Annotated in this window: 22 protein-coding genes; 8 read left to right on the top strand and 14 right to left on the bottom strand. The window is 42.2% G+C overall.

Annotated features, from left to right (window positions below):
* Window positions 1-61 precede the first annotated feature (61 nt).
* From ACF8CV_RS18945 to ACF8CV_RS18900, 10 genes are read right to left on the bottom strand one after another with little or no spacing between them, the layout of a single operon-like run.
* Window positions 62-760 carry a tetratricopeptide repeat protein gene (locus ACF8CV_RS18945; protein ID WP_161442953.1) on the bottom strand — a complete coding sequence of 233 codons (699 nt, stop codon included), beginning with the start codon at window positions 758-760 and terminating at the stop codon, window positions 62-64.
* The gene (locus ACF8CV_RS18940) at window positions 760-1620 is read right to left on the bottom strand and encodes a type II secretion system F family protein (RefSeq protein WP_045545306.1); all 861 of its coding nucleotides are present in this window, start codon (window positions 1618-1620) and stop codon (window positions 760-762) included. Before ACF8CV_RS18940 ends, ACF8CV_RS18945 begins: the two co-directional genes overlap by 1 nt.
* Window positions 1617-2519: a type II secretion system F family protein gene (locus ACF8CV_RS18935; protein WP_169602504.1), complete on the bottom strand. Its 903-nt coding sequence runs from the start codon at window positions 2517-2519 to the stop codon at window positions 1617-1619. Before ACF8CV_RS18935 ends, ACF8CV_RS18940 begins: the two co-directional genes overlap by 4 nt.
* Window positions 2519-3796 carry a CpaF family protein gene (locus tag ACF8CV_RS18930; RefSeq protein ID WP_045545308.1) on the bottom strand — a complete coding sequence of 426 codons (1278 nt, stop codon included), beginning with the start codon at window positions 3794-3796 and terminating at the stop codon, window positions 2519-2521. The genes ACF8CV_RS18935 and ACF8CV_RS18930 overlap by 1 nt, the downstream gene beginning before the upstream one ends.
* Entirely contained in the window at window positions 3793-5028 is a 1236-nt protein-coding gene (locus ACF8CV_RS18925; protein ID WP_169602425.1) for a chromosome partitioning protein ParA, read from the bottom strand. The genes ACF8CV_RS18930 and ACF8CV_RS18925 overlap by 4 nt, the downstream gene beginning before the upstream one ends.
* Window positions 5028-5504, bottom strand: a complete 477-nt coding sequence (locus ACF8CV_RS18920; RefSeq protein ID WP_045545310.1) for a hypothetical protein — start codon at window positions 5502-5504, stop codon at window positions 5028-5030. Before ACF8CV_RS18920 ends, ACF8CV_RS18925 begins: the two co-directional genes overlap by 1 nt.
* Window positions 5501-6862 (bottom strand): type II and III secretion system protein family protein, encoded by a 1362-nt coding sequence (locus tag ACF8CV_RS18915; RefSeq protein ID WP_169602506.1) that lies wholly within the window; start codon window positions 6860-6862, stop codon window positions 5501-5503. Before ACF8CV_RS18915 ends, ACF8CV_RS18920 begins: the two co-directional genes overlap by 4 nt.
* Complete coding sequence (cpaB, locus tag ACF8CV_RS18910; protein WP_169602427.1) at window positions 6862-7704, bottom strand: Flp pilus assembly protein CpaB; 843 nt, start codon at window positions 7702-7704, stop codon at window positions 6862-6864. Before cpaB ends, ACF8CV_RS18915 begins: the two co-directional genes overlap by 1 nt.
* A gap of 16 nt (window positions 7705-7720) precedes the next feature.
* Window positions 7721-8158, bottom strand: coding sequence for a prepilin peptidase (locus ACF8CV_RS18905; RefSeq protein WP_249114772.1), 438 nt, complete (start codon window positions 8156-8158; stop codon window positions 7721-7723).
* Between the two features lie 30 nt (window positions 8159-8188).
* Entirely contained in the window at window positions 8189-8407 is a 219-nt protein-coding gene (locus tag ACF8CV_RS18900) for a Flp family type IVb pilin (RefSeq protein WP_169602430.1), read from the bottom strand.
* Window positions 8408-8721: 314 nt separating this feature from the next.
* Between ACF8CV_RS18900 and ACF8CV_RS18895 the strand changes: the two genes are divergently transcribed.
* Window positions 8722-9585, top strand: a complete 864-nt coding sequence (locus tag ACF8CV_RS18895; protein WP_045545315.1) for a LysR family transcriptional regulator — start codon at window positions 8722-8724, stop codon at window positions 9583-9585.
* A 134-nt stretch (window positions 9586-9719) separates the two neighbouring features.
* On the top strand, window positions 9720-10469 hold the full coding sequence (locus tag ACF8CV_RS18890) for a transglycosylase SLT domain-containing protein (protein WP_161442947.1): 750 nt from the start codon (window positions 9720-9722) through the stop codon (window positions 10467-10469).
* 203 nt (window positions 10470-10672) lie between these two features.
* Here the strand turns inward: ACF8CV_RS18890 and ACF8CV_RS18885 are convergent, their stop codons facing one another.
* The gene (locus ACF8CV_RS18885) at window positions 10673-11317 is read right to left on the bottom strand and encodes a helix-turn-helix transcriptional regulator (protein WP_045545316.1); all 645 of its coding nucleotides are present in this window, start codon (window positions 11315-11317) and stop codon (window positions 10673-10675) included.
* Between the two features lie 569 nt (window positions 11318-11886).
* Here ACF8CV_RS18885 and ACF8CV_RS18880 point away from each other — a divergent pair.
* The 4 genes from ACF8CV_RS18880 to ACF8CV_RS18865 are packed head-to-tail and all read left to right on the top strand — an operon-like array spanning window position 11887 to window position 14398.
* Window positions 11887-12750, top strand: a complete 864-nt coding sequence (locus ACF8CV_RS18880; RefSeq protein ID WP_169602434.1) for a dentin sialophosphoprotein — start codon at window positions 11887-11889, stop codon at window positions 12748-12750.
* 20 nt (window positions 12751-12770) lie between these two features.
* Window positions 12771-13094 carry a hypothetical protein gene (locus ACF8CV_RS18875; RefSeq protein WP_005380167.1) on the top strand — a complete coding sequence of 108 codons (324 nt, stop codon included), beginning with the start codon at window positions 12771-12773 and terminating at the stop codon, window positions 13092-13094.
* Window positions 13095-13099: 5 nt separating this feature from the next.
* Window positions 13100-13777 (top strand): C39 family peptidase, encoded by a 678-nt coding sequence (locus tag ACF8CV_RS18870; protein ID WP_005380165.1) that lies wholly within the window; start codon window positions 13100-13102, stop codon window positions 13775-13777.
* 54 nt (window positions 13778-13831) lie between these two features.
* Window positions 13832-14398 (top strand): hypothetical protein, encoded by a 567-nt coding sequence (locus ACF8CV_RS18865; protein WP_064376472.1) that lies wholly within the window; start codon window positions 13832-13834, stop codon window positions 14396-14398.
* 297 nt (window positions 14399-14695) lie between these two features.
* Here ACF8CV_RS18865 and ACF8CV_RS18860 read toward each other — a convergent pair whose 3' ends face one another.
* Window positions 14696-15691 carry a transporter gene (locus tag ACF8CV_RS18860; RefSeq protein ID WP_023624279.1) on the bottom strand — a complete coding sequence of 332 codons (996 nt, stop codon included), beginning with the start codon at window positions 15689-15691 and terminating at the stop codon, window positions 14696-14698.
* 366 nt (window positions 15692-16057) lie between these two features.
* Here ACF8CV_RS18860 and ACF8CV_RS18855 point away from each other — a divergent pair, with 366 nt between their 5' ends.
* Entirely contained in the window at window positions 16058-17749 is a 1692-nt protein-coding gene (locus ACF8CV_RS18855; protein ID WP_005456535.1) for an AMP-binding protein, read from the top strand.
* A gap of 55 nt (window positions 17750-17804) precedes the next feature.
* On the opposite strand, the gene ACF8CV_RS18850 is transcribed toward ACF8CV_RS18855, so the two are convergent.
* Window positions 17805-18014 carry a DUF1127 domain-containing protein gene (locus ACF8CV_RS18850; RefSeq protein ID WP_005494095.1) on the bottom strand — a complete coding sequence of 70 codons (210 nt, stop codon included), beginning with the start codon at window positions 18012-18014 and terminating at the stop codon, window positions 17805-17807.
* Between the two features lie 98 nt (window positions 18015-18112).
* Between ACF8CV_RS18850 and ACF8CV_RS18845 the strand changes: the two genes are divergently transcribed.
* A complete protein-coding gene (locus ACF8CV_RS18845) occupies window positions 18113-19039 on the top strand; it encodes a LysR substrate-binding domain-containing protein (RefSeq protein ID WP_069499662.1) in 927 nt (308 codons plus the stop codon).
* Between the two features lie 199 nt (window positions 19040-19238).
* Here ACF8CV_RS18845 and fusA read toward each other — a convergent pair whose 3' ends face one another.
* Window positions 19239-21329, bottom strand: a complete 2091-nt coding sequence (fusA, locus tag ACF8CV_RS18840) for an elongation factor G (protein WP_005456593.1) — start codon at window positions 21327-21329, stop codon at window positions 19239-19241.
* Window positions 21330-21489 lie beyond the last annotated feature (160 nt).

Below are 21489 nucleotides of genomic sequence, written 5' to 3'. Positions count from 1 at the left end.
CCCATGCCATATTTCAATGATGTAACTTTTTAATACATTTCGTTTCTTATCGTTATCGCTTTTATCGATGAAGCGTTTTGGATATTTGCGCAACTTGCGTATCAGAAAAAGTGCCCTCAAGTAACTCTTTGGCTTGCGATACTTCTCCTACCTTGAAAAGGGCAATGGCTAAGTTTGAACGTACTTTTTCATTGCTTTGGTTCTCCTGATAAACAGGGGCAAGCAGCGCGATTACGTCATGATATTGCTGCTGAGCTAAATAGACCACAGCGAGATTATTCTTAATGGCTACATCACTAAACCCCTTCAGGCGAGCTTGATTAAAAGCCCGTATAGCCAAAGAGAACTCACCCAAGTTACTATACGCAATGCCGGTTAGTACCTGAATTTCTCCGCTACTATTACCCATAGCGATGGAACGTTGGTACTGTTCCAACGCTAATGCATCTTCGCCTTCGAGGCTATGAACTTGCCCACCTAGCTGTGCAAGTCGCGCATTTTCAACTCCTAATTCAGATAAGTGCTGAACATAAAATTTTGCAGACTCCACATCCTCTTTTGCCAGATAAGCAAAAGCGAGATCCTGCATCACTTGTACATCGTTGGGTTTTTGTTCTAAGCGCGCTTTGTAATGCTCAATAAGGCCTGCATGATTTTGTACACGTTTCATGCTTTCAACAGTACTTTCTTCGTTGTACGCAGTCGAGCTGCACCCCATGAGAGAAAAAAGTGTTAAAGCCATCAATGCGATTTTTTTCATTACCCACTCCCTGAAAGTGTCGAGAAATCGATTTGCAAGAAACCCGGAGCGAGGATAAAAATAACGATTGGAAACATGATCAGCAAAATAAGAGGCACACTCATTTTGGCTGATAGTTTCCCCATTCGCTCTTCTACTTCGAGTAAGTGAATTCGGCGCATGTCTTCTGCCAAGTCACTTAATACACCAGCAACAGAGGCGCCATAATGTAAGTTTTGGATAATGGTAAGCACAAAACTATTGATCTCTGGTGCAGGCAAGCGCAGCGACAGATCATGCAAGGCTTTTTCAATCCCGTGTACTTTCCCTGACTCGGACGTCTTATTGATTTGATAGCACAGATCTTTATCGAAGATTTTTAGCTCTTTGGCCAAATAAGCAAAAGATGCCTCAATGGTCATACCCGTTTGCACACACACCGACATAATATCGAGCACGTAGGGAAGGTTTTTTGAAATTTTACGCACAAGCCAACGTCGGCGTAACTCGAGTAAAAAGTCAGGTAACACAATAATGGTTACCGCTGCGATGAGGAGCAAAATGATTTTGCTATTAATGGCCACATCAATAAAGAAAATGACTAATGATGCCACCACAAAGAGAAAAGCTTTAAAAGGAAAGTAGTACTTCGCTAGCTGCTTATTGTAATAACCCGCGTTTAACAATTTTTGTTCTAAGTCTTTTTTACCACTCTCCCCAAATGCAACGATAAACGTTTCCATTTTTTGCTTTTTCATTTTTTTGGATTGGTGTTTTAAATATTTATTTAGTGCGATTTCACGCTTGCGTGTCGAGTAATAGTCATAAAAGACAAAAGTCAGCGCGCAAACAATTAAAAACACACTTATTGCTAAAATCATCGCCTAACTCCTTTTACCAGAAGCCAAACAATAAACAGACCGATCAACTCACTACCGACAACATAATACAATACTAATTGTCCACGTGGGTCATTGAGCACAAATTCAATATGGTCGGGATTAATTTGACTAATAATGATAGCGAACGCCAAAGGAATCGCTGCAACCACTTTGGCTGAAATTCTTGCCTCTGACGTCATTGCCATTTTTTTCGATTCTAGTGTTCTTGCATCAACTAAAATTCGAATTAAACGCGCTAATACATGTTTTAACTGTCCTCCTCGGTTCAGGTTGGCACGTACCGTAATGGTAAAAAAAACGTACTCAGGGTAAGGGAATGCTTTGCACGAGCGCAATAATACTTTCTCTGGGTTTTCTCCCAATTTAAGTCGCTCACCCATTTCCCTAAATTCACGTCCAACTTCGCCATCCATATTCTCGCCTACAAACGAAAAGGCATGCATTAAACTTTCACCGGCGGTCACCGCACTCATTAAAATATTCAACGCATCGGGGAATTTTTTCTCAAAATCTAAACGACGTCGATTTTGCAGCCAGAAATATCCCCAAAATACTGAAAAAGTAAAAATGAGAAACGACATCAAGCGCGAATCAACATTCAGTAACTGATACACGACGTAATAACTGATATAAGCCGAGAGACACAAGAAAATAAAAATGATCACATATGCTCTGGGTCCGAGCACTTTTATTGCCGGTGATACCATGTTTTTAAAACGTTGCCACGGCTTTTGTTCGATTAACACATTAAGGTTAATTGCGGTAATGATATCTTCCTCCACCTCCACTTCTGGGAAATAGTTTTCTACTTTGCTCTTTTTGCCACTCAATAAGAACAAAATCGCGACACAAAATAGTATGAAAGATATCCATAAGATCATTTTCTTTCTCCTTGAAACGCTTTCATTAGCTCGTCATAGAGACCATAAAAGTGGGCTTTTTTCACCAACTCGGAGCGTTGCATTAAGCCTTCAGTAATAAAGCGGCCTCGGACTGCTTCACCATACCCAACTTCTTCATATTGGAAGCGAAAGATCTCCTCCATCACCACGCTATCACCTTCTAGTCCAATGATTTCTGATATGCTCGTGATTTTTCGCGAACCATCACGCAAGCGGCTAACTTGCACCACCAATTCAATAGCGCTGACAATAGCACGACGAATAGCGTCTAACGGTTGGTTTAAATTCGCCATCATCACCATCGATTCGACACGAGATATCGCATCTCGTGGTGAGTTTGCGTGCAAAGTAGACATGGAACCTTCATGGCCTGTATTCATCGCTTGCAACATCTCGAACGCCTCTGAGCCACGACACTCACCAAGGATGATACGGTCAGGTCGCATACGTAGCGCGTTGATCACAAGATCCCGTTGCGTCACTAGCCCTGTATGTTCAATGCTCTCAGCTCGGGTTTCCATGCGTACCAAGTTCGGTTGCTGTAGGCGCAGCTCTGCGGCATCCTCAATGGTTACAATGCGCTCATCTTCACCAATATATTGAGAGAGCGAATTGAGTAGTGTAGTTTTACCGGACCCAGTCCCCCCAGAGATCAAGATGTTCATCCTGCAGCGAGACGCGATAGACAAGAGCCTTGCCATGTCCATGGACATAGAACCAAACTCGACCAACTCCTCTAAGCCTATATTTTGCTCACGGAATTTACGAATAGAGATGGCGGTGCCATCTAACGCTATCGGCGGAATCACTACATTAACCCGGCTACCATCACTAAGACGGGCATCCACTGTGGGAGAGAGCTCATCCACACGACGTCCAACGCGCGCGGCAATTTGCTTGGCTATCGTACGTACTTGATCTTCGTCGATAAACGTAATGTCCGATTTTTCTAGTTTTCCATGTTTTTCATAAAAAACATTATTCGGACCATTGACCATGATGTCAGTGATCGCTTTATCATCCACCAACGGCTGGATTGGACCGAGACCGAACAACTCATCTAGCATGCTTTTCACAAGGCTTGCTTTCATCATACTAGTCACGGGGCGATCAAAGTTAGTCGCTAACACATCTACCGCATTGCGAATTTGCCCCTCGATCTCAGGGCGCGCAAGAGATTGTATCGCTTCGACATCAAGTGCCTCGAAGATCTGTGCTCTAAACGCTGAATAAACCTCTTTATTAGAACTCATTTGACCCCCAACCTAGCGAGAAAACCGCCAGTGTACTGAGCTGGCTGCCCGTTAATAAGACGTGTGAGATCATCAATAGTATGGCTAATACTGCGATCGTGTTTGTGAGCGCGTTTGCCTTCGAGCAATAGATGCGACAATGAACGACAGTAGGCCATATTAAGATTCACCTCCGAACCTAAGTATCGTTTTAGCTCTTTTTGCTCAATGACAAAGTTGTTCTCTGGTCGGTGATGATTGGCCAATGTAATAATACGAATCCGTTTGCTCATCGAGATCTGCTTATTTTCTAGCTGTTCGAGTAGGGTTCGAGCATTCCGAATCGATGAAATGGAAGGCTCAAAAATCACGACGACCACATCGTAGTTTTCTATCAACATATGGGGTTCGACGTGAAAATCAATACTGCCAGAGAAGTCCTCAATGATGAAATTGGTATTACGACTGAGTAACTCACACAATGCCTGACTGTAATTAAAAACCTCTGCTTGAGATCGATCACTGCCTAACGACAGTAAGCGCAAGTTTTTACGTATTTTCGTTAGATAGCTGTTGGCACCTTCTGTATCAAGTTCATGTATTGGAACGGCATACTCGTCTATCGAACGTGGTTTAAAGTCGTCTAACGCCAGTAACACATCAATGTTGCTGTTGTTGTACTGGTGGTCGACAAGAATATTATCGATATCGTTCGATGCCAATTTAGAGCTGATCTCGGTCGCGATGAAAGAGGTTCCAATTCCGCCTTTACTACCAACAACAGCCACACGCTTTGCCCGACGCTGCTTACTCACCCCAGTATAGGTTTGTAAATTCCGGTGTACGTTCATAATGAAATCTGCAAACTCATGCTTATTGATTGGCCAAAACAGGTAGTAAAACCCGACATCCTTTAACTGACGTAATACACTGATCGAATCTTCCGTACCTATCACTACAATACCTTTGTGAGTCGGCATTTGGTTAGTCAACCTTTGCGCATCAGTAACAATATCCTGCGATTCAGAAAGCTCCAAAATGACCATATTTCCGCTTTGCTCTGAATAAAAGTTTTTCGGCACCGCACTCTGCTTGATGCAGGTTGGTGCTGCCCAACCTTCAAACTCAAACATTTCTTTTACCAAGGCAACACATTCGTCGCTTTGATGGAGCAGAACACAACCTACAGGGCCATGACTACCTTCTAAGACCGCTGGTTTGCTTTGATTAAGAGATTTTCCTAAATCAAACATTATAACCCCTCCACGATGCGTTCCTTGTGAGAGACTTGCTTCATCCTAGCCACTTCAGAAAAGCAATTTCGGCTTGGGTTAGCGCGTTCAATTTCTGCCGGTTTACACGCTTGTGTCATCATGGCATGGTAAGTAACTGTTAGTAGCAGATCGCTATCTATAGTGCTATTAGGCTTTAGTTCGAACGAGTCCGCACGCAAAGGTAATGTAGCTCTCGTTTTCAGGGTATGCTGTACCACTTTTTTCCCTTTGCTGTTGCGATATTCCAATAAATAATGGCCTCCGGAATCGATCTCACTGACTTTGTCGATGATGTCTCCGAGCTGCTCTGCAGATTCCGATACCGATTTTATCGTTAATTGATACACATGCGTTTCTGGGTAAATTAGGGCCTCTACGCCAGAGCCCGAAAAGTAACGCTCTGCACAGCCAGTGAGTAGAATGATACCTAACAATGTCATTAATGTTCGTCTCATTGGATGAATCCTCCCTGAGAAAGCAATTTGATGGTGGGGTCATTGCCTTTATTGCCAACGTCATTAGTATCCACGTTAAACCAACGGTGCAGAGTTGAGGTTTTTCTGATGTATGGAAGTTGAATCTCTTTATTCTTTATTGGCTTAACAAGATTGACTGTGGCAACAATGATCAACTCTGTATGGCGTCGGTCTGTGGATGCTTTCCGAAATGCCGCTCCCAAGATAGGCACATCACCCAGTAGAGGGGTTTTCTGTAACTCTTCAAGATCGGCACTGCTCATTAAGCCCCCCAAGACAAAGCTGTCGCCATCACCTAGCTCAATGGTGGTCATGGCTCGTCGAGTAGCAAACTGCGGTACTTCTATACCTGCAGCACGAATGTATCTTTCCACTTCACTAACTTCCGGGATCAAGCGCATACGGATTTTGTCTTCATGCAGCACCTTGGCAGTGAGATCAAGCTTAATACCAAACTCTCTAAAGGTGATGTTGATGTTACTATTAGTACTAACGACAATTGGTACTTCACCTCCAACTAAAAAGCTTGCCGACTCACCAGAAATCACAGTAAGATTGGGTTCAGCCAAAATTTGCGCTACGTTTTCATTTCCGAGTGCTGTAATCAATGTTGTTAAATCTGCGGCATCAAATTGTTGGAATAAGAACTCCCCCACATCAGCTCCAACAGAAGACCAATCAACACCTACAGTTTTCGCGAAACTTTCAGTCACTTGTGCTACAGAGATCTTAACGTTAACTTGCTGATCCGTGGCAACTTCTAGCAACTCCAAAATGCCTTCCCACGTCATGTTACGAGCAAAGATCATGCTTTGAGGTTCCTGTACATCAAACCCATCGCCCTTAAACTCAATTATGTCGGTATCTTCCCATTTCTCTACCTTCTTACGCCCCAGTAGTGTCGCCACCATGCGATAGATATCATCACGTTGTTGCTCAGAATCGACGATACCGCTTACTGCAACTTGCTGCCCCACCGACTCGACTTTGACATTTAGATCTGGATACATCAGCTTGATTTGACGACGCACGAGCGAGAGATCCACATCAACGATGATCCTCTGCGAGAGCAGCACTTTTTCCGAATTACCGTAAACGATAAGCCGTGCCTGCCCGACAGACTTGGCAAACACAACTACTGTATTTTCATTTACGACGTTGTAATCCACGACTTCTGGATCGCTGATAAAAATGGTAGAGATAGCTTCCTCTACCGCGATGTGCTGACCATCCCCCACGGTAATGTATTGCTCTGCAGCACACAGGGATGCGCTAAACAACACGCAGAGCAATGCACTCAACCCAAATTGCCAAGTGTTTCTAATTATTCCTACCATCACAGCTCTTCTCCTTGTGCTGATTGTCGAGATGAGCCTCTTAACTCGGCAACACCGCTGTAATTTCCTATCACGTCACGCACTTCTGCGAACACTGGCTCTTGATATTGATGTGTTCTGTATACTTCTAGATACATGGTTTTTTGCGCAATGGATAATTTAGCGATATCACTGGGCTCCACTTCGACCACGATGACGATCTGCTTTTCATCATCACTGCTGACGTTGGATTTAACAGGCGAGTCCACAGGCTCTTTGGAATTACCCACACTGAGCACTTTGACGTTACGTAAGATGTGGCGCGCACTCACACCGTTAAAATCGATACTCGTCCTGCGCTCGTCGGAAAGATTTTCTTGAGGTGAACCGACTGACAGCACATCCACATACACCCCAGGACGAATATAACCTTTGATTAAGTTACGTGTACTGACCAAAAGTGAATACGGCTCCTTACCTGCAGTAATGAGCACATCAATATGCCTTGGGTCATTCTCATCCACTTGGTATTCGGCAAACACAATTTTGCCTTGAGGCACATCATTGATAAGTAGCGTGGAAGGTGAAAAATCGAGTTGAATATCGCTATTGATCCCCTCTTCCAATGCCATGTCGAGCTGCATTTGCTCTCTTTCTACGTCTTCTATTCCGATGGCACTGCCACGTGTGAGATCGTGTTTGGCGCGCCATACCTGAACGTAGTGCACTTGAGGTTGATTAGAGTTATTATCTTGGGCCACGGTTTCCTGTTGTGGTGCTTGGCTCGACATTTGGCTAAACAGCCCGTAACCACCTATCACCAGTGCTAACAGTGCCAACACTAACCCGATACGAGATCGCATACGCTCCTCCCACCGATTAAACGGCTGAATTCAATAGAAGTGCTGTGAAAAAGCCACAGCAAATTGCAACGCCGTAAGGGAGGCCGATTTGTACATGCTCTTGCGCGCTTTTCTTAGTTATCCACCAACGTTTACACAGGTAAAATGTGGTAAGTACGCCCCCAAACACAGCTACAAGCATTAAAGCGGGCAGCAAAAAAGCGGTTGGAAGTGCCAAAGAAAAGGCTGCAATGAGTTTTACATCTCCCCCTCCCATTACATTAAAAATGTGAAGAACAAGCAGCGCAGACCAACAAATACCCAGTATCCAAGTGCTGTCGAGTGTATAGTCCGCACTGCCAATAACGATTGCCAACAGTGCAATCATGCCTACGTGATGATTCTTTATCGTGCGATGACGAAGGTCAGAAAACGATACCATCGCACAGAGCAGAGCTAAGAGAGCATAAATCATCAACATAAGGCTTAAATGTTGAGTATTGGTTTACGGAGTTGCCGTGTTAGCTGAATTCAGTGCCGAGGCGATTTTACCAAAGCCAGTTCTTAACTCTTCGATAATATTCCCACCACCATAAAATACAGCGGCTAACATCGCAGCCATAGCAATGGCGATAAGACCATATTCAATCGCGGTCACGCCACGCTCATCGTTTTTTAGGCTGTTTAGGTAGGTGCTTGCGGTGACATAAAGTTTAGTAATCATGGTGTTATCCTCTTCCTTGTTTGCATTTTAATGCCTTGCTCTTTGAGCATAGACCGAGGTTCAACATCTCGAAAATAACAAGCTATCGGTAAAACCGATAGAAATTCACTATTTTTATTCCACGAATATCTAAAAATCTTAAATATCATAAACATATGGTGACAATAAGGTCACTTTGAACCAAATCATGTTAAGCAATAGAAAAAAAGGTCACATATCTATGACATAAAAAAAGGTATTGATCACAAAAAAACCAGAAATTATTCGATTAGAATAATATCCATTACGCTTACAATAGATACAGGAGAAACAAGATGAAACTAGCATTCGACAATCTAATCTCTTTTCATGCAGTGGTAACGTGTGGCTCATTCAGTGCAGGAGCGAGGAAGTTGGGCAAATCACAATCGACCGTAAGCGGTGCAGTTAAAAGCCTTGAAGGGATGCTTGGCTATCGTTTGATTGACCGCGAATCGCAACAGATTGGGCTCACGGAGCAGGGGAAAAAACTCTACCAACTAGTATCACCTCTAGTCAATAAATACCGAGATTTGAACCACGTCGCCGAGTCATTAATGCATTGCCAATCATTGCGCTTACGTTTGGGAGTTGACCCTTTAGTCTTTAGCCCTAAGGTAAGATCGACCTTGATTGCCTTGTGCGATACTTTTCCTGAGCTCGCGCTCACCATTGTAACAATGCCTAGCCACATGCTCGTCGATTGTATTGATAGACATGAAATCGACATAGCAATTGGCAACCCTTACCACCGAACTACTCGTAACTTTAATATTGATGAGCTATTTTGCGTACATTGTCATTGGGTCACGCATCCCCAACAACTCAAAGTATCGAAACCGTACAAATCTCGCCTACTATTATTAGATGGTCACGAATACATCCTAAATTTATCGAATGTAGCCAATAATCTAGTTTGGGTGCTTGATGATATTAGATTAATGATTGAGCTTTGTATCGCGCAAAAAGGCATTGCTTTTGTACCACAGCACGCTCTTGAACAGAATCCATATGCTGAGATTCTGACCCTATATCCCAATGAGACTGGTCTATTTAGCAAGCAAATATACGCTTCTTTGATTTGGCCACTTCATACGGAGTACAGCAAATACAATCAATGGTTGCATGACAGGCTAAAAGGGAACATCCCTCACGTTTAGCAATAAGCCAACAAGATCTCAACATTTGGTTATTGGTGGACAAAAACGTAAGGTAATTAGACATGGTTTTAAATGGGAGTAAACTCCCCCTATCAAGGCTAAACAAGCTCATACAATGGCGACGACGTTTATCCATGACTATAACGCTACTTAGCTGCGCGCTATTTACCCAAGCAAAAATAACCACACTGGATCATGATGAAATCCAGAAGCAACAACACAGTTTTCTTGAAAGTAAAACTCTCCCTCCCCTGCCCCCGTCTCTATCAGCTACTCAGATGGTTGAGCTTAAAGGAAAAGGCCAGGCAAAAATACTAGAGAATCGCGCTCCAAAATTTTCACGAAGACTCCTTTCTGCTTGGGAATACGTTCCATTAGTGTCTCAAGCGGCAGAAAAGTGGCAAATCGAACCTGCGCTAATATTTGCCATTATTGACGCTGAAAGTGCGTTTAATCCTAAAGCACGCTCTGATAAAGGCGCCATTGGGTTAATGCAAATAATGCCTCAAGGTGCAGCGTTAGAAGTAGCACAAAAATACCACGATGAACATCAGGTAGAGAGCGAGAGATTATATCGGCCCGAGGTAAACATAGATATAGGAAGTGCTTATTTGCACATTCTAAACAATGTTCATTTGCAAGCGATAACGTCCGACACAAAGCGGCGGCTTGTCGTGATTTCTGCCTATAATTGTGGTTTATCTCGCGTAATGCAAACGCTTAGCAGGACTAACTCGTTACTCATGTTTTCACGCAATGTGAATAAAATGAGTGAAGAAGCGCTATATTTTGAACTCACACAGAAATTACCAATTCCCGAAACGCGCCTTTATGTTGCAAAAGTCATGCGTTTATATACACTTTATCTTGACGCATATCCTTGAAATTAATTATCAAACCAAAATGTTCTCAAAATGCGAGTGCTATGCATTCTAAGTTATCAATATCGAGCAGAACCCTGAGATATCCTAAACCTTTTCTCACCAATGTTGCGGATGTGACCTTATCACCTCTACGATATGCCTGTCTGATACGTCAACCCTTAAATCAAAAACATCATTAATCAATGGGTTGTATGCTTTACAACTTAACTTTTTGCGGTTAAGCCATTGTTCATTCGTACCAACTTAACCGCATCATGACGAGAATGGACATCGAGTTTTTTATACAGTTTGTATATATGGCTTTTCACTGTACTTTCAGATAAGAAAAGTCTTGAAGCAATTTGTTGATTTGAAATGCCGTACACAAGTAGCTCTAGAATCTGTTTTTCTCTGCATGTTAACTCATCATGCTGCTGTTCTTCGGACAAATTTGCATGCCGGTAATTGAGGACTAACTTCTCTAGGTACATTCTTGGCAGCCACAACCCACCTTTCAGTACGTATTCCGCGCCATCACATATATGTGTCACTGATGCGCTTCGGAGCAAAATTCCTTTTAACAACTTCCAATGCAGTAAGTCCGTTTGTACTTTTTCACAAGGGACGTTGTGAAGCATAAAGGACCACCCAAATAGATCAAAATCTGGTAACTTTCCTTGCATTTCAAGCTGACGCATAAAATCGTAATCAATAAACATCAAATCGATACTGAGTGAGTGACTTCTGAACACCACTTCATCTGGTTGCATTATCTTTACATCGACATCATGAATGGAAGACAGCTGTTTTTTTATTAAGTTACTTTGTAAATTACTCTCAGCTAGCAGTATCAAGTGCTTCTTTTCCATAGTCCCACCACATTAACTTACCTGTTTCACCAAACCCCGTTAGAAAATTAATTGGGGATAGCAAAGAGAATTTATCTTCATTTTAAGTAGAAAATATAGCACTTCAGAATGATATCGCATTGCTTTTCAGCACCGAAAAAGACTTAAAAAGTATGAACCTGTTGTGTTTTAATCCATACTTTTCAACCTGTGTTAGCATAAGGATATGATTTATAATATTAAATAATAAAGATAATAATTGGATAAAATACCATTTATAAAAAATGGATGACTGCTCCGCTCAGTGCAATAGAACAAATTACTTCTTTATATTGGCTTCATTTCATACTTGATGAGTACTTAAAGTAAATACAAAAAATAACATTATGATTATGTTATTTTTTTCTTTAATACTTTAAAGAGACGTACCTAAATACTCCCTTCCAGCCTGAATCATTCTCAATAATGAGAACAGCTTTCACTGATCCTTTCTTATAATTTCATCGCTTCCCACAACATTTGAAGGAAGCAGCAAGAAGTTAAGTGCAGTCATTTTTAATCAGGAATATATAGGAAATGGAGTAATCGTTATGACTCTAAACAAAACAGGGCTTGCTTTAGCAATGTCAGCAATTTTATTTAGCGGCTCTCTAATCGCGAATGAGATCGATGATGGCAATGATAATATGCAATGGACTGACAGCGCGAATACTGCTATCGGTTTATCAGGCAGCTTTAACGACAACAGTGACAACAGTGCTTCATTGGGTGTTGGCGATAGCTTTAACGACAACAGTGACAACAGTGCTTCACTGGGTATCGGTGATAGCTTTAACGACAACAGCGATACTGACAACAGTGCAACTCTTGGCGTTGATGACAGCTTTAATGACAACAGCGACAATTCAAACTCAAGCATGAACACAGCTCAAAGCCACAACGACAATAGTACCAGTGCTGATCTTGATGTGAGCTTAACTAGTGATAGTAGTGATTCAAGTATCAACACAAATAGAAGCCACAACGACAACAGTGACTCTAGCGTCAACGGTAGCTTTAATGATAACAGCGATAATCGTAATCAAAGCGACAACCGTAACCAGAGTGATAACCGTAGCTACGCTGATTCAAGCACAACAAACTCGAACAGCTTTAACGACAATAGTAACTATCAAAGTGACTCGAGCTCAACAAATGTTGATAGCTTCAATCAAGTCCATATGGATACAGATATGGTTGTTGCGAGCTCAAGCCTAATGGGTGGTGTTACAGGTGCATCAGTTATTTATGCAACTAACGCGGATGATACTCGAGTTCGAGTTGAAAACATGAACACCCTTGGTGGTCTTGGTGGTGCAGCTGGTATTACTACCGTTGGTCAGAATGCTGGTTCAAATTCACTTGTACAACAATCTGTTACAACTAATGCAAGTGTGTTTACTGGGGGTGAGTAACCGACTAGTAGGAGAAAGCGATGCGTTTGGCAATCTGTACTTTGAGTATGATAGTTGCCTGCACTGCACTCGCTGATGACATTGCATTATCTGGCGGAGAAGTTAGCTTGGATATCATGAATGAATCAAGAGGTGGACAAAATGTTGAACTCGACTTGGTTTATGCAGAATCAGATATCAATGGTATTTCGTCAGATAATGTCGCGTCAAACACCGTGAGTGGTAACAATATACTATCAAGTGGAGCGTTCGCAGACAGTTCGGGTATATCCAACGTAATTCAGAACAGCGGAAACAACGTTTTAATCCAGAACTCTACCGTCGTTAACCTGACACTCAAGTAAACAATATGAAAGTATTAAATAACTTAATTTGGCTGATGCTCGTTTATTCAGCATCAGCCATTTCATTAGAACTGCTACCTTACCGAGCACATTACTCTGTTCCTGTTAAAAGCTACAAAGAAATAGTGTTCGGTGATGTTTTTCGCCAACAGTATGACTTCAGCTGTGGCTCTGCCGCCCTGGCTTCTCTTCTCACTTTTCATTATGCAACAGAGTCATCTGAACAAGATATCTTCAAAAGCATGTTTGAAAAAGGTGATAAAGAAAAAATCAAAGAGAAAGGTTTTTCTTTGTTGGATATGAAGTTTTACTTGGATTCCATAGGGTTACGTTCTGACGGCTTTCAAGTAGGACTGGAGAAAATTAAAGAAGTCGGCGTCCCTGGGATTACTCTCGTTAATTTCGATGGGTATATGCATTTTGTTGTCATCAGAGGTATAAACAATCACTCAGTTATTCTAGGAGACCCTTCTAGAGGAACCATGATAATGAAACTGGATGAGTTTGAAAAATATTACCAAGGAATTGTGTTACTGGTCCGTAACGAAGCGGAAATGGGACGGTCTAGCTTTATAACCAATGATAATTTCACCGTATATCAAAGATCACCATTAAAAACAGGAGTGTCTAGAGATTCCTTAGGGGTATTTAGCATTACTCTCCCAGTTTCCGGTGAAAATTAATATAACATTGTTTTAAATAACTTTAAGAGCTTAACAACCTGAAAGGCCTGCATTATGAACTACAATAAATTTTTGTTAGTGCTTTGTATGCTAATACCTCATTTTAATGTGAATGCTAAAGATGTTGGCCTGCAAGAACTTACTCCTCTTTCAAATTCATCTTTAGAAGAATATCGAGGTGGTTTCCAAATTACGGACGAGTATATTATTAATATTGGATTAAGCATTACTACGACTATAAATGGCGATGATATTTTGAACACAAATATAGCCAACTTAGTAATTGAAAATGGTAATTTAAAAAACATTAGCGCAAATAGTGAAAATCAAAGTGGAGATGTTTTCAACCAGGGTATTGTTAACATCATACAATTTGGTGAAGGAAATATTATTGGAGATGATTCTATAGATTCACCAAAAATGCCTTCGTCTCAAAATCCTAATATAATAAGTTCAGACTTTATAAATTCAAGCATTATCAATATTATTCAAAACACGAAAGATAACAGTATTATTGGACTTAGCACGCTCGTAGACATTGATGCTCAAGTAAATGGGGTAATACGGGAAATCAAAGCAAACCAACAACTCGAAGATGCTTTATTGAATCATTTGCAATAAAAATGTCATTTAGCCTATAAACCGAGACTACTACTTATTATGTCATATATTTTATAACTTTAAAAAATATGACATGTCAGTTCCTAATTAAATTTTTTCTAATATAAGTACTTTTTCAAATCGTAGATTAAACGTTAAAGAAGAAATAACCACTAACTCAATTTAACATGCTTAGTTTTTGTAAATTAAATGCTCTAAATTAAGGTCAACATGAGACCTTAGTAAACCTGACGTAAAAAGTGCATCGATGGTACTTCAATTAGATCGACATACATAAACGCTATCAGAAATTAAGTATCATAAATTGAACGGTACTCTAACCGTCAATTGAAAGTCAGGAGTATCTTCAGTTAGCCCAGCCTGCGCACTGATATTGATAGACGATCTTTGGCTAAACGCATAATTTATTCCAAAAGTAAGTGCATCTAGTTGAAGCAATTTTGCATCATCTGCTGAGCTTCCATTCACCTTGCTTTTCAAGATAGTTTTATGACTCAGTCCTAATGAGAAGGAAAGATCAGGGTTTACAGCAAATCCCATCCCTCCCGAAAGAGAAATAGTGTCTCCTAGTTCAACATCAGCTTTTGTGTCACCAACCTTAACAGTATCCTCTAAGTTGTAGATGTAACTGATGCTAGCAAACAAAACTGCAGGATCAACAGGATGAATAAGAGACAAATTTGGTTCAAAGCTCCAAAAACCAGAGCCAGTAGGTACATCACTAAATGAGTTGCTACCATCTTCAATGGACACATCATAAGGTGAGCGGCCTGTGTCTGACTTTATTCTCAAACCACCAACCCAGTATGGTGCAGATTCAAAGTTAAACTGGTGTCTCAAAGCAAACTCTAAATCCCCTAGACCGCCACCATCTACCGTAGTATTGACCACATTGCTATTAGATCCATCTTGAATAGGTCTTGTAGAAACTTGATCATTACGATAAACGTATGGTACTCGAATCTCTAATTCTGTAGCATTTGTTAAACCATAACGCGCGGTTAATCCAACTGTTACCGTGGTTCTATCCGAATCACTAACCTCGATGCGACCAACGATCAACGTTGGCAACACCGTATACCCAACAACAGAAACTTTATTTGAAGAGTTCTGCGTATAACTTAGAGACGAATCAAACGACCACTTCCCTTTGGGAGTTAAGACCCCTGGACGCTCAATAACATCACCAACTGTTTGTGCTCTCTGAGGTATATCATCGCCCTCGGCACAGTACGCTTGACCAACTAAAAATAAGCTACAAAGATAACTCCCTAACAAACTCTTCCTTAACATCACATTTTCCTTTTTCTAATGATCTAATCCAAGCAAACTTGGGCTGCACCTTAAAGAGAAGCCTCTTACTTTTCATAGTAGAGCCAATAATGAGAACACTTCCAACAAGTATCCGAATCGTGATTCAACATTAAACTACTCATTTATAAATGATTAGAATAGATTCTCAGATTTCGCAATAATGTTTTTAAAATAAATCGCTTATCTTTGACATCAACTAGAGATGAAGAAAAAATCGTCAATTGCAAATCGCTATGATCTCCACAGAATTCATCAAAATGCGTTCCCGTGTCGTAATTCAACATGCTAAAGTTAACAATGCATTAACAACTATAAATACAATGAGAAGACATGGAGTCACCAAACATGAATCAGCCGAAAATAAATAGCACTGCTGGTTGCGCTCTCCCACCACCAAATGAAATGATTCTTAAATGGGCAGCGGAGCGCCCGAATGAGGTCTACCTAAAACAAATCATTAACCGACAGTTTGTCGAGTTTACTTACGCAGAAGTCGCCGATCAGGCTCTCAAGCTCGTCAGCGCACTACGTGGGCTGGGTATTCAGCCTGGCGATAAAGTCGCACTGGTATCGAAAAACTGCGCAGAGTGGTTTATCTGCGATTTGGCCATGATGCTAGGGGATTACGTAAGCGTACCTATTTTCCCTACCGCAGGGGCCGACACGATTGAATACTGTGTAACTCACAGTGAAAGTAAGGCGCTGATCGGGGGGAAGCTTGATGACCCAGCAGCAACTCAGCAAGTCATTGATGCCATGCCCGAGCTTATCAGCATCGCGCTGCCGTATGATTCAGCACCACAATGCCAATACCAGTTCAACGCATTGATTGCGGATGCCGTGCCAAGTGAAGAGCGTCCACAACACTACGACGATAAGTTGATGTCATTGGTGTATACCTCCGGCACATCAGGTTTGCCAAAAGGCGCAATGCTGACTTACGGAGCGTTTAGTTGGTCGGTACAACAGCTGATCAACCACATCGGTATTCAAGCTAACGACCGACTCTTTTCCTACCTACCATTGGCACATATTACTGAACGCGTTTATATTTTTGGTTCATCCATCATGGGTGGCGTACCAACGGCTTTCCCAGAGTCGCTCGATACTTTTATCGAAGACGTGAAAATGCACCGCCCAACCTTGTTCATTTCTGTACCGAGATTATGGACTCTGTTCCAGCAACGCATTCAAGACAAACTTCCACAGAAAAAATTGAATTTCTTACTGAAAATACCGTTCGTAAATTCGCTGATTAAGAAAAAGCTCGCCGAAGGGCTGGGGTTAGATCAAGCGCGAGTTTTGGGTTGTGGTTCTGCTCCGGTATCACCCGCACTATTAGATTGGTACCACAGCGTTGGCCTAAACATCACCGAAGCATGGGGGATGACGGAATCCTTCGCTTACAGCACCATAAACTACCCATTTAGAGCAGATAAAATTGGTACCGTGGGTAACGCAGGTCCCGGCATTGAGTTAAAAATTGCCGATGACAGCGAAATCATGGTGCGCGGTAAGGGATTGTTCTCTGGCTACTACAAGAATGACATCGCAACTCAAGAATCTTTTGATTCAGACGGTTGGCTGCACACAGGCGATATTGGCGCAATTGATAAAGATGGCTACCTCACCATTCAAGGTCGCAAAAAAGACACGTTCAAAACCGCCAAGGGTAAATTTGTCTCTCCAGTACCGATTGAGAAAAAACTCTTCGAGTACAGCCGTGTAGAAATGATGTGCCTGATTGGCTTAGGTTTACCTGGCCCTATTCTTCTCGTGGTGCCGCATGATTTTCCTCATTTCGACAAGGAGCGTTATGCTCGTACGACAAGAAAAGTCATTGCGCGCATGAATCAAGAATTGGCCTCTCATGAGCAGATCAAAGGCGTATTGATGATCAAAGAGCCATGGAGTATTGAAAATGGTGTGTTGACACCAACACTAAAAATCAAACGCCATGTATTGGAACAAAAATACCACGAGCTTGGCCACAACTGGCCGAAAGATGAATTAGTCTTGTGGGAAGAAGACTTGTAACCAAGCAAAGCACTCCTCAAAGCTATTGGGGAGTGCTCTTTATTCTTGCTTCAAACTACTCTCTCCAAAATGGTTTGCTGACTTCATCACGAATCTCATTCGCTTCTAATCCGATGTCGTCCCACAAATGTTCAGGTAAGTCCCTCAAGTGTCGGCGCGTCCGATAGTTCCTTCGCCAAACAACCAGTTTAGAATAAATTAACTGTAACCAAGTCTGACGACTGACTGGGATCACTTGTTCACAAGTTTGCGTCACGTTTTCCATGTTTTGGCTTCCTATTACAATATTGACCAGCTAATAATCGGAGACTACGCTGATATCCTCAAACGATAGAATCTGCCATTGAGTTAAGGAAAACTAATGTGAAAGATCGGATGCCACCATTACAAGGCTTGTACTATTTTTTCATCGCAGCAAAGGAAGGCAGTTTTAAAACCGCAGCCAAGAATCTATTTGTTACCCCCGCAGCCATCAGCCAACAAATTCGTCAGCTTGAGGAGTTTTTAGGGACGGACTTGTTTGTTCGTCAACACAGAAAAATTGTGCTGACGCCAGAAGGGGAACTGCTATTTACTCAGGCAGAAAGAGGGTTTGCCCATTTGCAGCAAGGCGTACGTCTTGTCAACCAGGATCCAAACCCGAACCACCTTTCAATATCAACACTGCCCTCCTTTGCCCACCATTGGTTGGTGCCTAAAATCACCGCCTTTCGTCAACGTCATCCTGATATTGCCCTATTACTAGAGCCCACAAATGATCTCGTCTCTTTTCAAGATAGTCAGATAGATTTGTGCGTTCGCTACGGATTAGGAAAATACCCAAATTTAGAATCGCAGTGGCTGATGGACGAAGCCTTTTACCCAGCATGTCATCCGATGTATCAGAAAGAACATGGCATCTATAGCATCGAAGATTTAAGCAAAGCAGAGCTCATCGAAGACGTTTGGCCCGATCTCGACTGGAACATGTGGTTAGCAAGACTTGGGCACTTAGCGGCAAAACCCGCTTTAAAATACAGTGGCTCGCACTTAGTGTTGGAAGCTGCGTTATCACTACAAGGCGTAGCGCTCGTCAAACACAGCTTGGCGCATCAATATTTTCGGACGGGTAAACTGGTTCGTATTGGCGACATCGCGATAAAACCTAGATTTGCGTACTACCTATGTGCACCCAAGGGTTACTTGAAGCGACCAAAAGCACAACTATTTGCCCAGTGGTTAAGAGAAGAGATAGACACATTTGAAAAGTCAGTGACACAAGATTTTGAAATTATCGATCTCGATAAATAAGCAGTCTTACTTCAAAAGGAGTTTTGCTAAATAGCAAGAGAACGACCAAGTTCGGTGATGAATGTTAGCCAGCATCTCAGCGTCAAAGTAAAGCAAACTTAAAAGATGAACGTTGATGACTCTTCAAACAACTTTCGGCCATAGATATAAAAAGCCCCGCACGAGGCGGGGCTTTAAAATCATAGAGTTAACTTAAGAATTACTTCTTAGCGTTACGCTCTTTAACGTCAGCAATTACTTGCTCAGCAACGTTGTTTGGACATGGTGAGTAGTGTGAGAACTCCATAGAGAACTGACCACGACCAGATGTCATTGTACGTAGAGTACCGATGTAACCGAACATTTCTGATAGAGGTACATCACCCTTGATACGTACGCCAGTAGTACCAGCTTGTTGGTCTTTGATCATACCACGACGACGGTTAAGGTCACCGATTACGTCACCAACGTGATCTTCTGGAGTGAACACGTCAACTTTCATGATTGGCTCAAGAAGTTGCGCGCCAGCTTTAGGCATAGACTGACGGAATGCGCCTTTAGCAGCGATTTCGTAAGCGATAGCTGAAGAGTCAACTGCGTGGAAACCACCGTCATATAGTTCAACTTCTACGTCTAGAGTAGGGAAGCCAGCTAGAACACCAGTTTCCATCATGCCAGCGAAGCCTTTCTCAACTGCAGGCCAGAATTCTTTAGGTACGTTACCACCAACAACTGTTGATTTGAACGTGAAGCCTGAACCAACTTCACCTGGTTTGATACGGTAGTCGATTTTCGCGAACTGACCAGAACCACCAGACTGTTTCTTGTGAGTGTAGCTGTCTTCGATTGCTTGAGTGATAGTTTCACGGTAAGCAACCTGAGGAGCACCTACTTCTAGCTCAACGCCGTAAGTACGTTTTAGGATATCAACTTTGATATCTAGGTGAAGTTCACCCATACCTTTTAGGATAGTTTCGCCAGACTCTTCGTCAGTCTCAACTTGGAATGATGGATCTTCTGCAACCATCTTACCAATAGCGATACCCATCTTCTCAGAACCGCCTTTATCTTTAGGCTTAACAGCGATAGAGATTACTGGTTCAGGGAAGATCATTGGTTCTAGAGTACATTCGTGTTTAGGATCACATAGAGTGTGACCAGTTTGAACGTTCTTCATACCAACTACAGCGATGATGTCACCAGCTTGTGCTGAATCGATCTCGTTACGCTCGTCTGCGTGCATCTCAACCATACGGCCGATACGCTCTGTTTTACCAGTTGCAGAGTTAAGAACTGTGTCGCCTTTCTTCATCTTACCAGAGTAGATACGGATGAAGGTTAGAGCACCGAAACGGTCGTCCATGATTTTGAACGCAAGCGCTTTTAGTGGCTCGTCTGCAGATACAGTTGCAACTTCACCAGTCGCTTCACCTGTGTCAGGATCAGTTAGAGGCTGTGGATCAACTTCTGTTGGCGATGGTAGGTAATCTACTACCGCGTCAAGAATAAGTTGCATACCTTTGTTCTTGTACGCTGAACCACAGTAAGTTGGGAAGAATGCTAGGTCACGTGTACCTTTACGGATACAACGTTTGATGTCTTCTACAGATGGCTCTTCGCCTTCTTCTAGGTAAGCCATCATTAGATCTTCGTCTTGCTCTAGAGCAGTTTCGATTAGCATTTCACGGTATTCAGCTGCTTTGTCTACCATGTCTGCTGGGATTTCTTGAACTTCGTAGTTCTCTGGCTGGCCAGACTCGTCCCATACGTAAGCTTGTTGGCTTAGTACGTCTACAACACCTACGAAATCTTCTTCGATACCGATAGGTAGAGTCATTACTAGAGGAGTTGCACCTAGAACGTTTTGTACTTGGTCTACAACTTTGTAGAAGTCTGCGCCCATACGGTCTAGTTTGTTAACGAAGATCAGACGAGATACGTGTGATTCGTCAGCGTAACGCCAGTTAGTTTCTGACTGAGGCTCAACACCACCAGAACCACAGAATACACCGATACCACCGTCAAGTACTTTCAGAGAACGGTAAACTTCGATAGTGAAGTCAACGTGTCCAGGAGTATCGATGATGTTTAGACGGTGATCGTTCCAGAAACAAGTTGTTGCTGCAGACTGGATAGTGATACCACGTTCAGCTTCCTGCTCCATGAAGTCAGTAGTAGTTGAACCGTCGTGAGTGTCACCGATCTTATGGATCTTACCAGTTAGCTTTAGGATACGCTCTGTAGAGGTAGTTTTACCCGCGTCTACGTGAGCAAAAATACCAATGTTTCTGTATTTTGATAAATCAGTCATTGTCTTACTCTGTTAATAAGGTATAAAGTGCGCGCAGAGTATATCACATTCTGTCAATACTGATACCCTTGCGTGCAGATGGAAGAAAAAAAATTTTAACGTGAATTTTCCGTCCTCAAAGGATAGTCAAACATAGCGATTTATGTACTTTATTCGTTCT

It is taken from the genome of Vibrio sp. zbq_1 (assembly GCF_043102935.1).
GTDB classification, from domain to species: Bacteria; Pseudomonadota; Gammaproteobacteria; order Enterobacterales; family Vibrionaceae; genus Vibrio; species Vibrio parahaemolyticus.
This window is presented reverse-complemented; position numbering and strand designations above follow the sequence as displayed.

What these genes read in the sequence shown, in the direction of transcription:
- ACF8CV_RS18945 (WP_161442953.1), bottom strand. Translation starts at nt 760, where the DNA reads ATGAAAAAAATCGCATTGATGGCTTTAACACTTTTTTCTCTCATGGGG.
- ACF8CV_RS18940 (WP_045545306.1), bottom strand. Translation starts at nt 1,620, where the DNA reads ATGATTTTAGCAATAAGTGTGTTTTTAATTGTTTGCGCGCTGACTTTT.
- ACF8CV_RS18930 (WP_045545308.1), bottom strand. Translation starts at nt 3,796, where the DNA reads ATGAGTTCTAATAAAGAGGTTTATTCAGCGTTTAGAGCACAGATCTTC.
- ACF8CV_RS18925 (WP_169602425.1), bottom strand. Translation starts at nt 5,028, where the DNA reads ATGTTTGATTTAGGAAAATCTCTTAATCAAAGCAAACCAGCGGTCTTA.
- ACF8CV_RS18920 (WP_045545310.1), bottom strand. Translation starts at nt 5,504, where the DNA reads ATGAGACGAACATTAATGACATTGTTAGGTATCATTCTACTCACTGGC.
- ACF8CV_RS18915 (WP_169602506.1), bottom strand. Translation starts at nt 6,862, where the DNA reads ATGGTAGGAATAATTAGAAACACTTGGCAATTTGGGTTGAGTGCATTG.
- cpaB (WP_169602427.1), bottom strand. Translation starts at nt 7,704, where the DNA reads ATGCGATCTCGTATCGGGTTAGTGTTGGCACTGTTAGCACTGGTGATA.
- ACF8CV_RS18905 (WP_249114772.1), bottom strand. Translation starts at nt 8,158, where the DNA reads ATGATTTATGCTCTCTTAGCTCTGCTCTGTGCGATGGTATCGTTTTCT.
- ACF8CV_RS18900 (WP_169602430.1), bottom strand. Translation starts at nt 8,407, where the DNA reads ATGATTACTAAACTTTATGTCACCGCAAGCACCTACCTAAACAGCCTA.
- ACF8CV_RS18895 (WP_045545315.1), top strand. Translation starts at nt 8,722, where the DNA reads ATGAAACTAGCATTCGACAATCTAATCTCTTTTCATGCAGTGGTAACG.
- ACF8CV_RS18890 (WP_161442947.1), top strand. Translation starts at nt 9,720, where the DNA reads ATGACTATAACGCTACTTAGCTGCGCGCTATTTACCCAAGCAAAAATA.
- ACF8CV_RS18885 (WP_045545316.1), bottom strand. Translation starts at nt 11,317, where the DNA reads ATGGAAAAGAAGCACTTGATACTGCTAGCTGAGAGTAATTTACAAAGT.
- ACF8CV_RS18880 (WP_169602434.1), top strand. Translation starts at nt 11,887, where the DNA reads ATGACTCTAAACAAAACAGGGCTTGCTTTAGCAATGTCAGCAATTTTA.
- ACF8CV_RS18875 (WP_005380167.1), top strand. Translation starts at nt 12,771, where the DNA reads ATGCGTTTGGCAATCTGTACTTTGAGTATGATAGTTGCCTGCACTGCA.
- ACF8CV_RS18870 (WP_005380165.1), top strand. Translation starts at nt 13,100, where the DNA reads ATGAAAGTATTAAATAACTTAATTTGGCTGATGCTCGTTTATTCAGCA.
- ACF8CV_RS18865 (WP_064376472.1), top strand. Translation starts at nt 13,832, where the DNA reads ATGAACTACAATAAATTTTTGTTAGTGCTTTGTATGCTAATACCTCAT.
- ACF8CV_RS18860 (WP_023624279.1), bottom strand. Translation starts at nt 15,691, where the DNA reads ATGTTAAGGAAGAGTTTGTTAGGGAGTTATCTTTGTAGCTTATTTTTA.
- ACF8CV_RS18855 (WP_005456535.1), top strand. Translation starts at nt 16,058, where the DNA reads ATGAATCAGCCGAAAATAAATAGCACTGCTGGTTGCGCTCTCCCACCA.
- ACF8CV_RS18850 (WP_005494095.1), bottom strand. Translation starts at nt 18,014, where the DNA reads ATGGAAAACGTGACGCAAACTTGTGAACAAGTGATCCCAGTCAGTCGT.
- fusA (WP_005456593.1), bottom strand. Translation starts at nt 21,329, where the DNA reads ATGACTGATTTATCAAAATACAGAAACATTGGTATTTTTGCTCACGTA.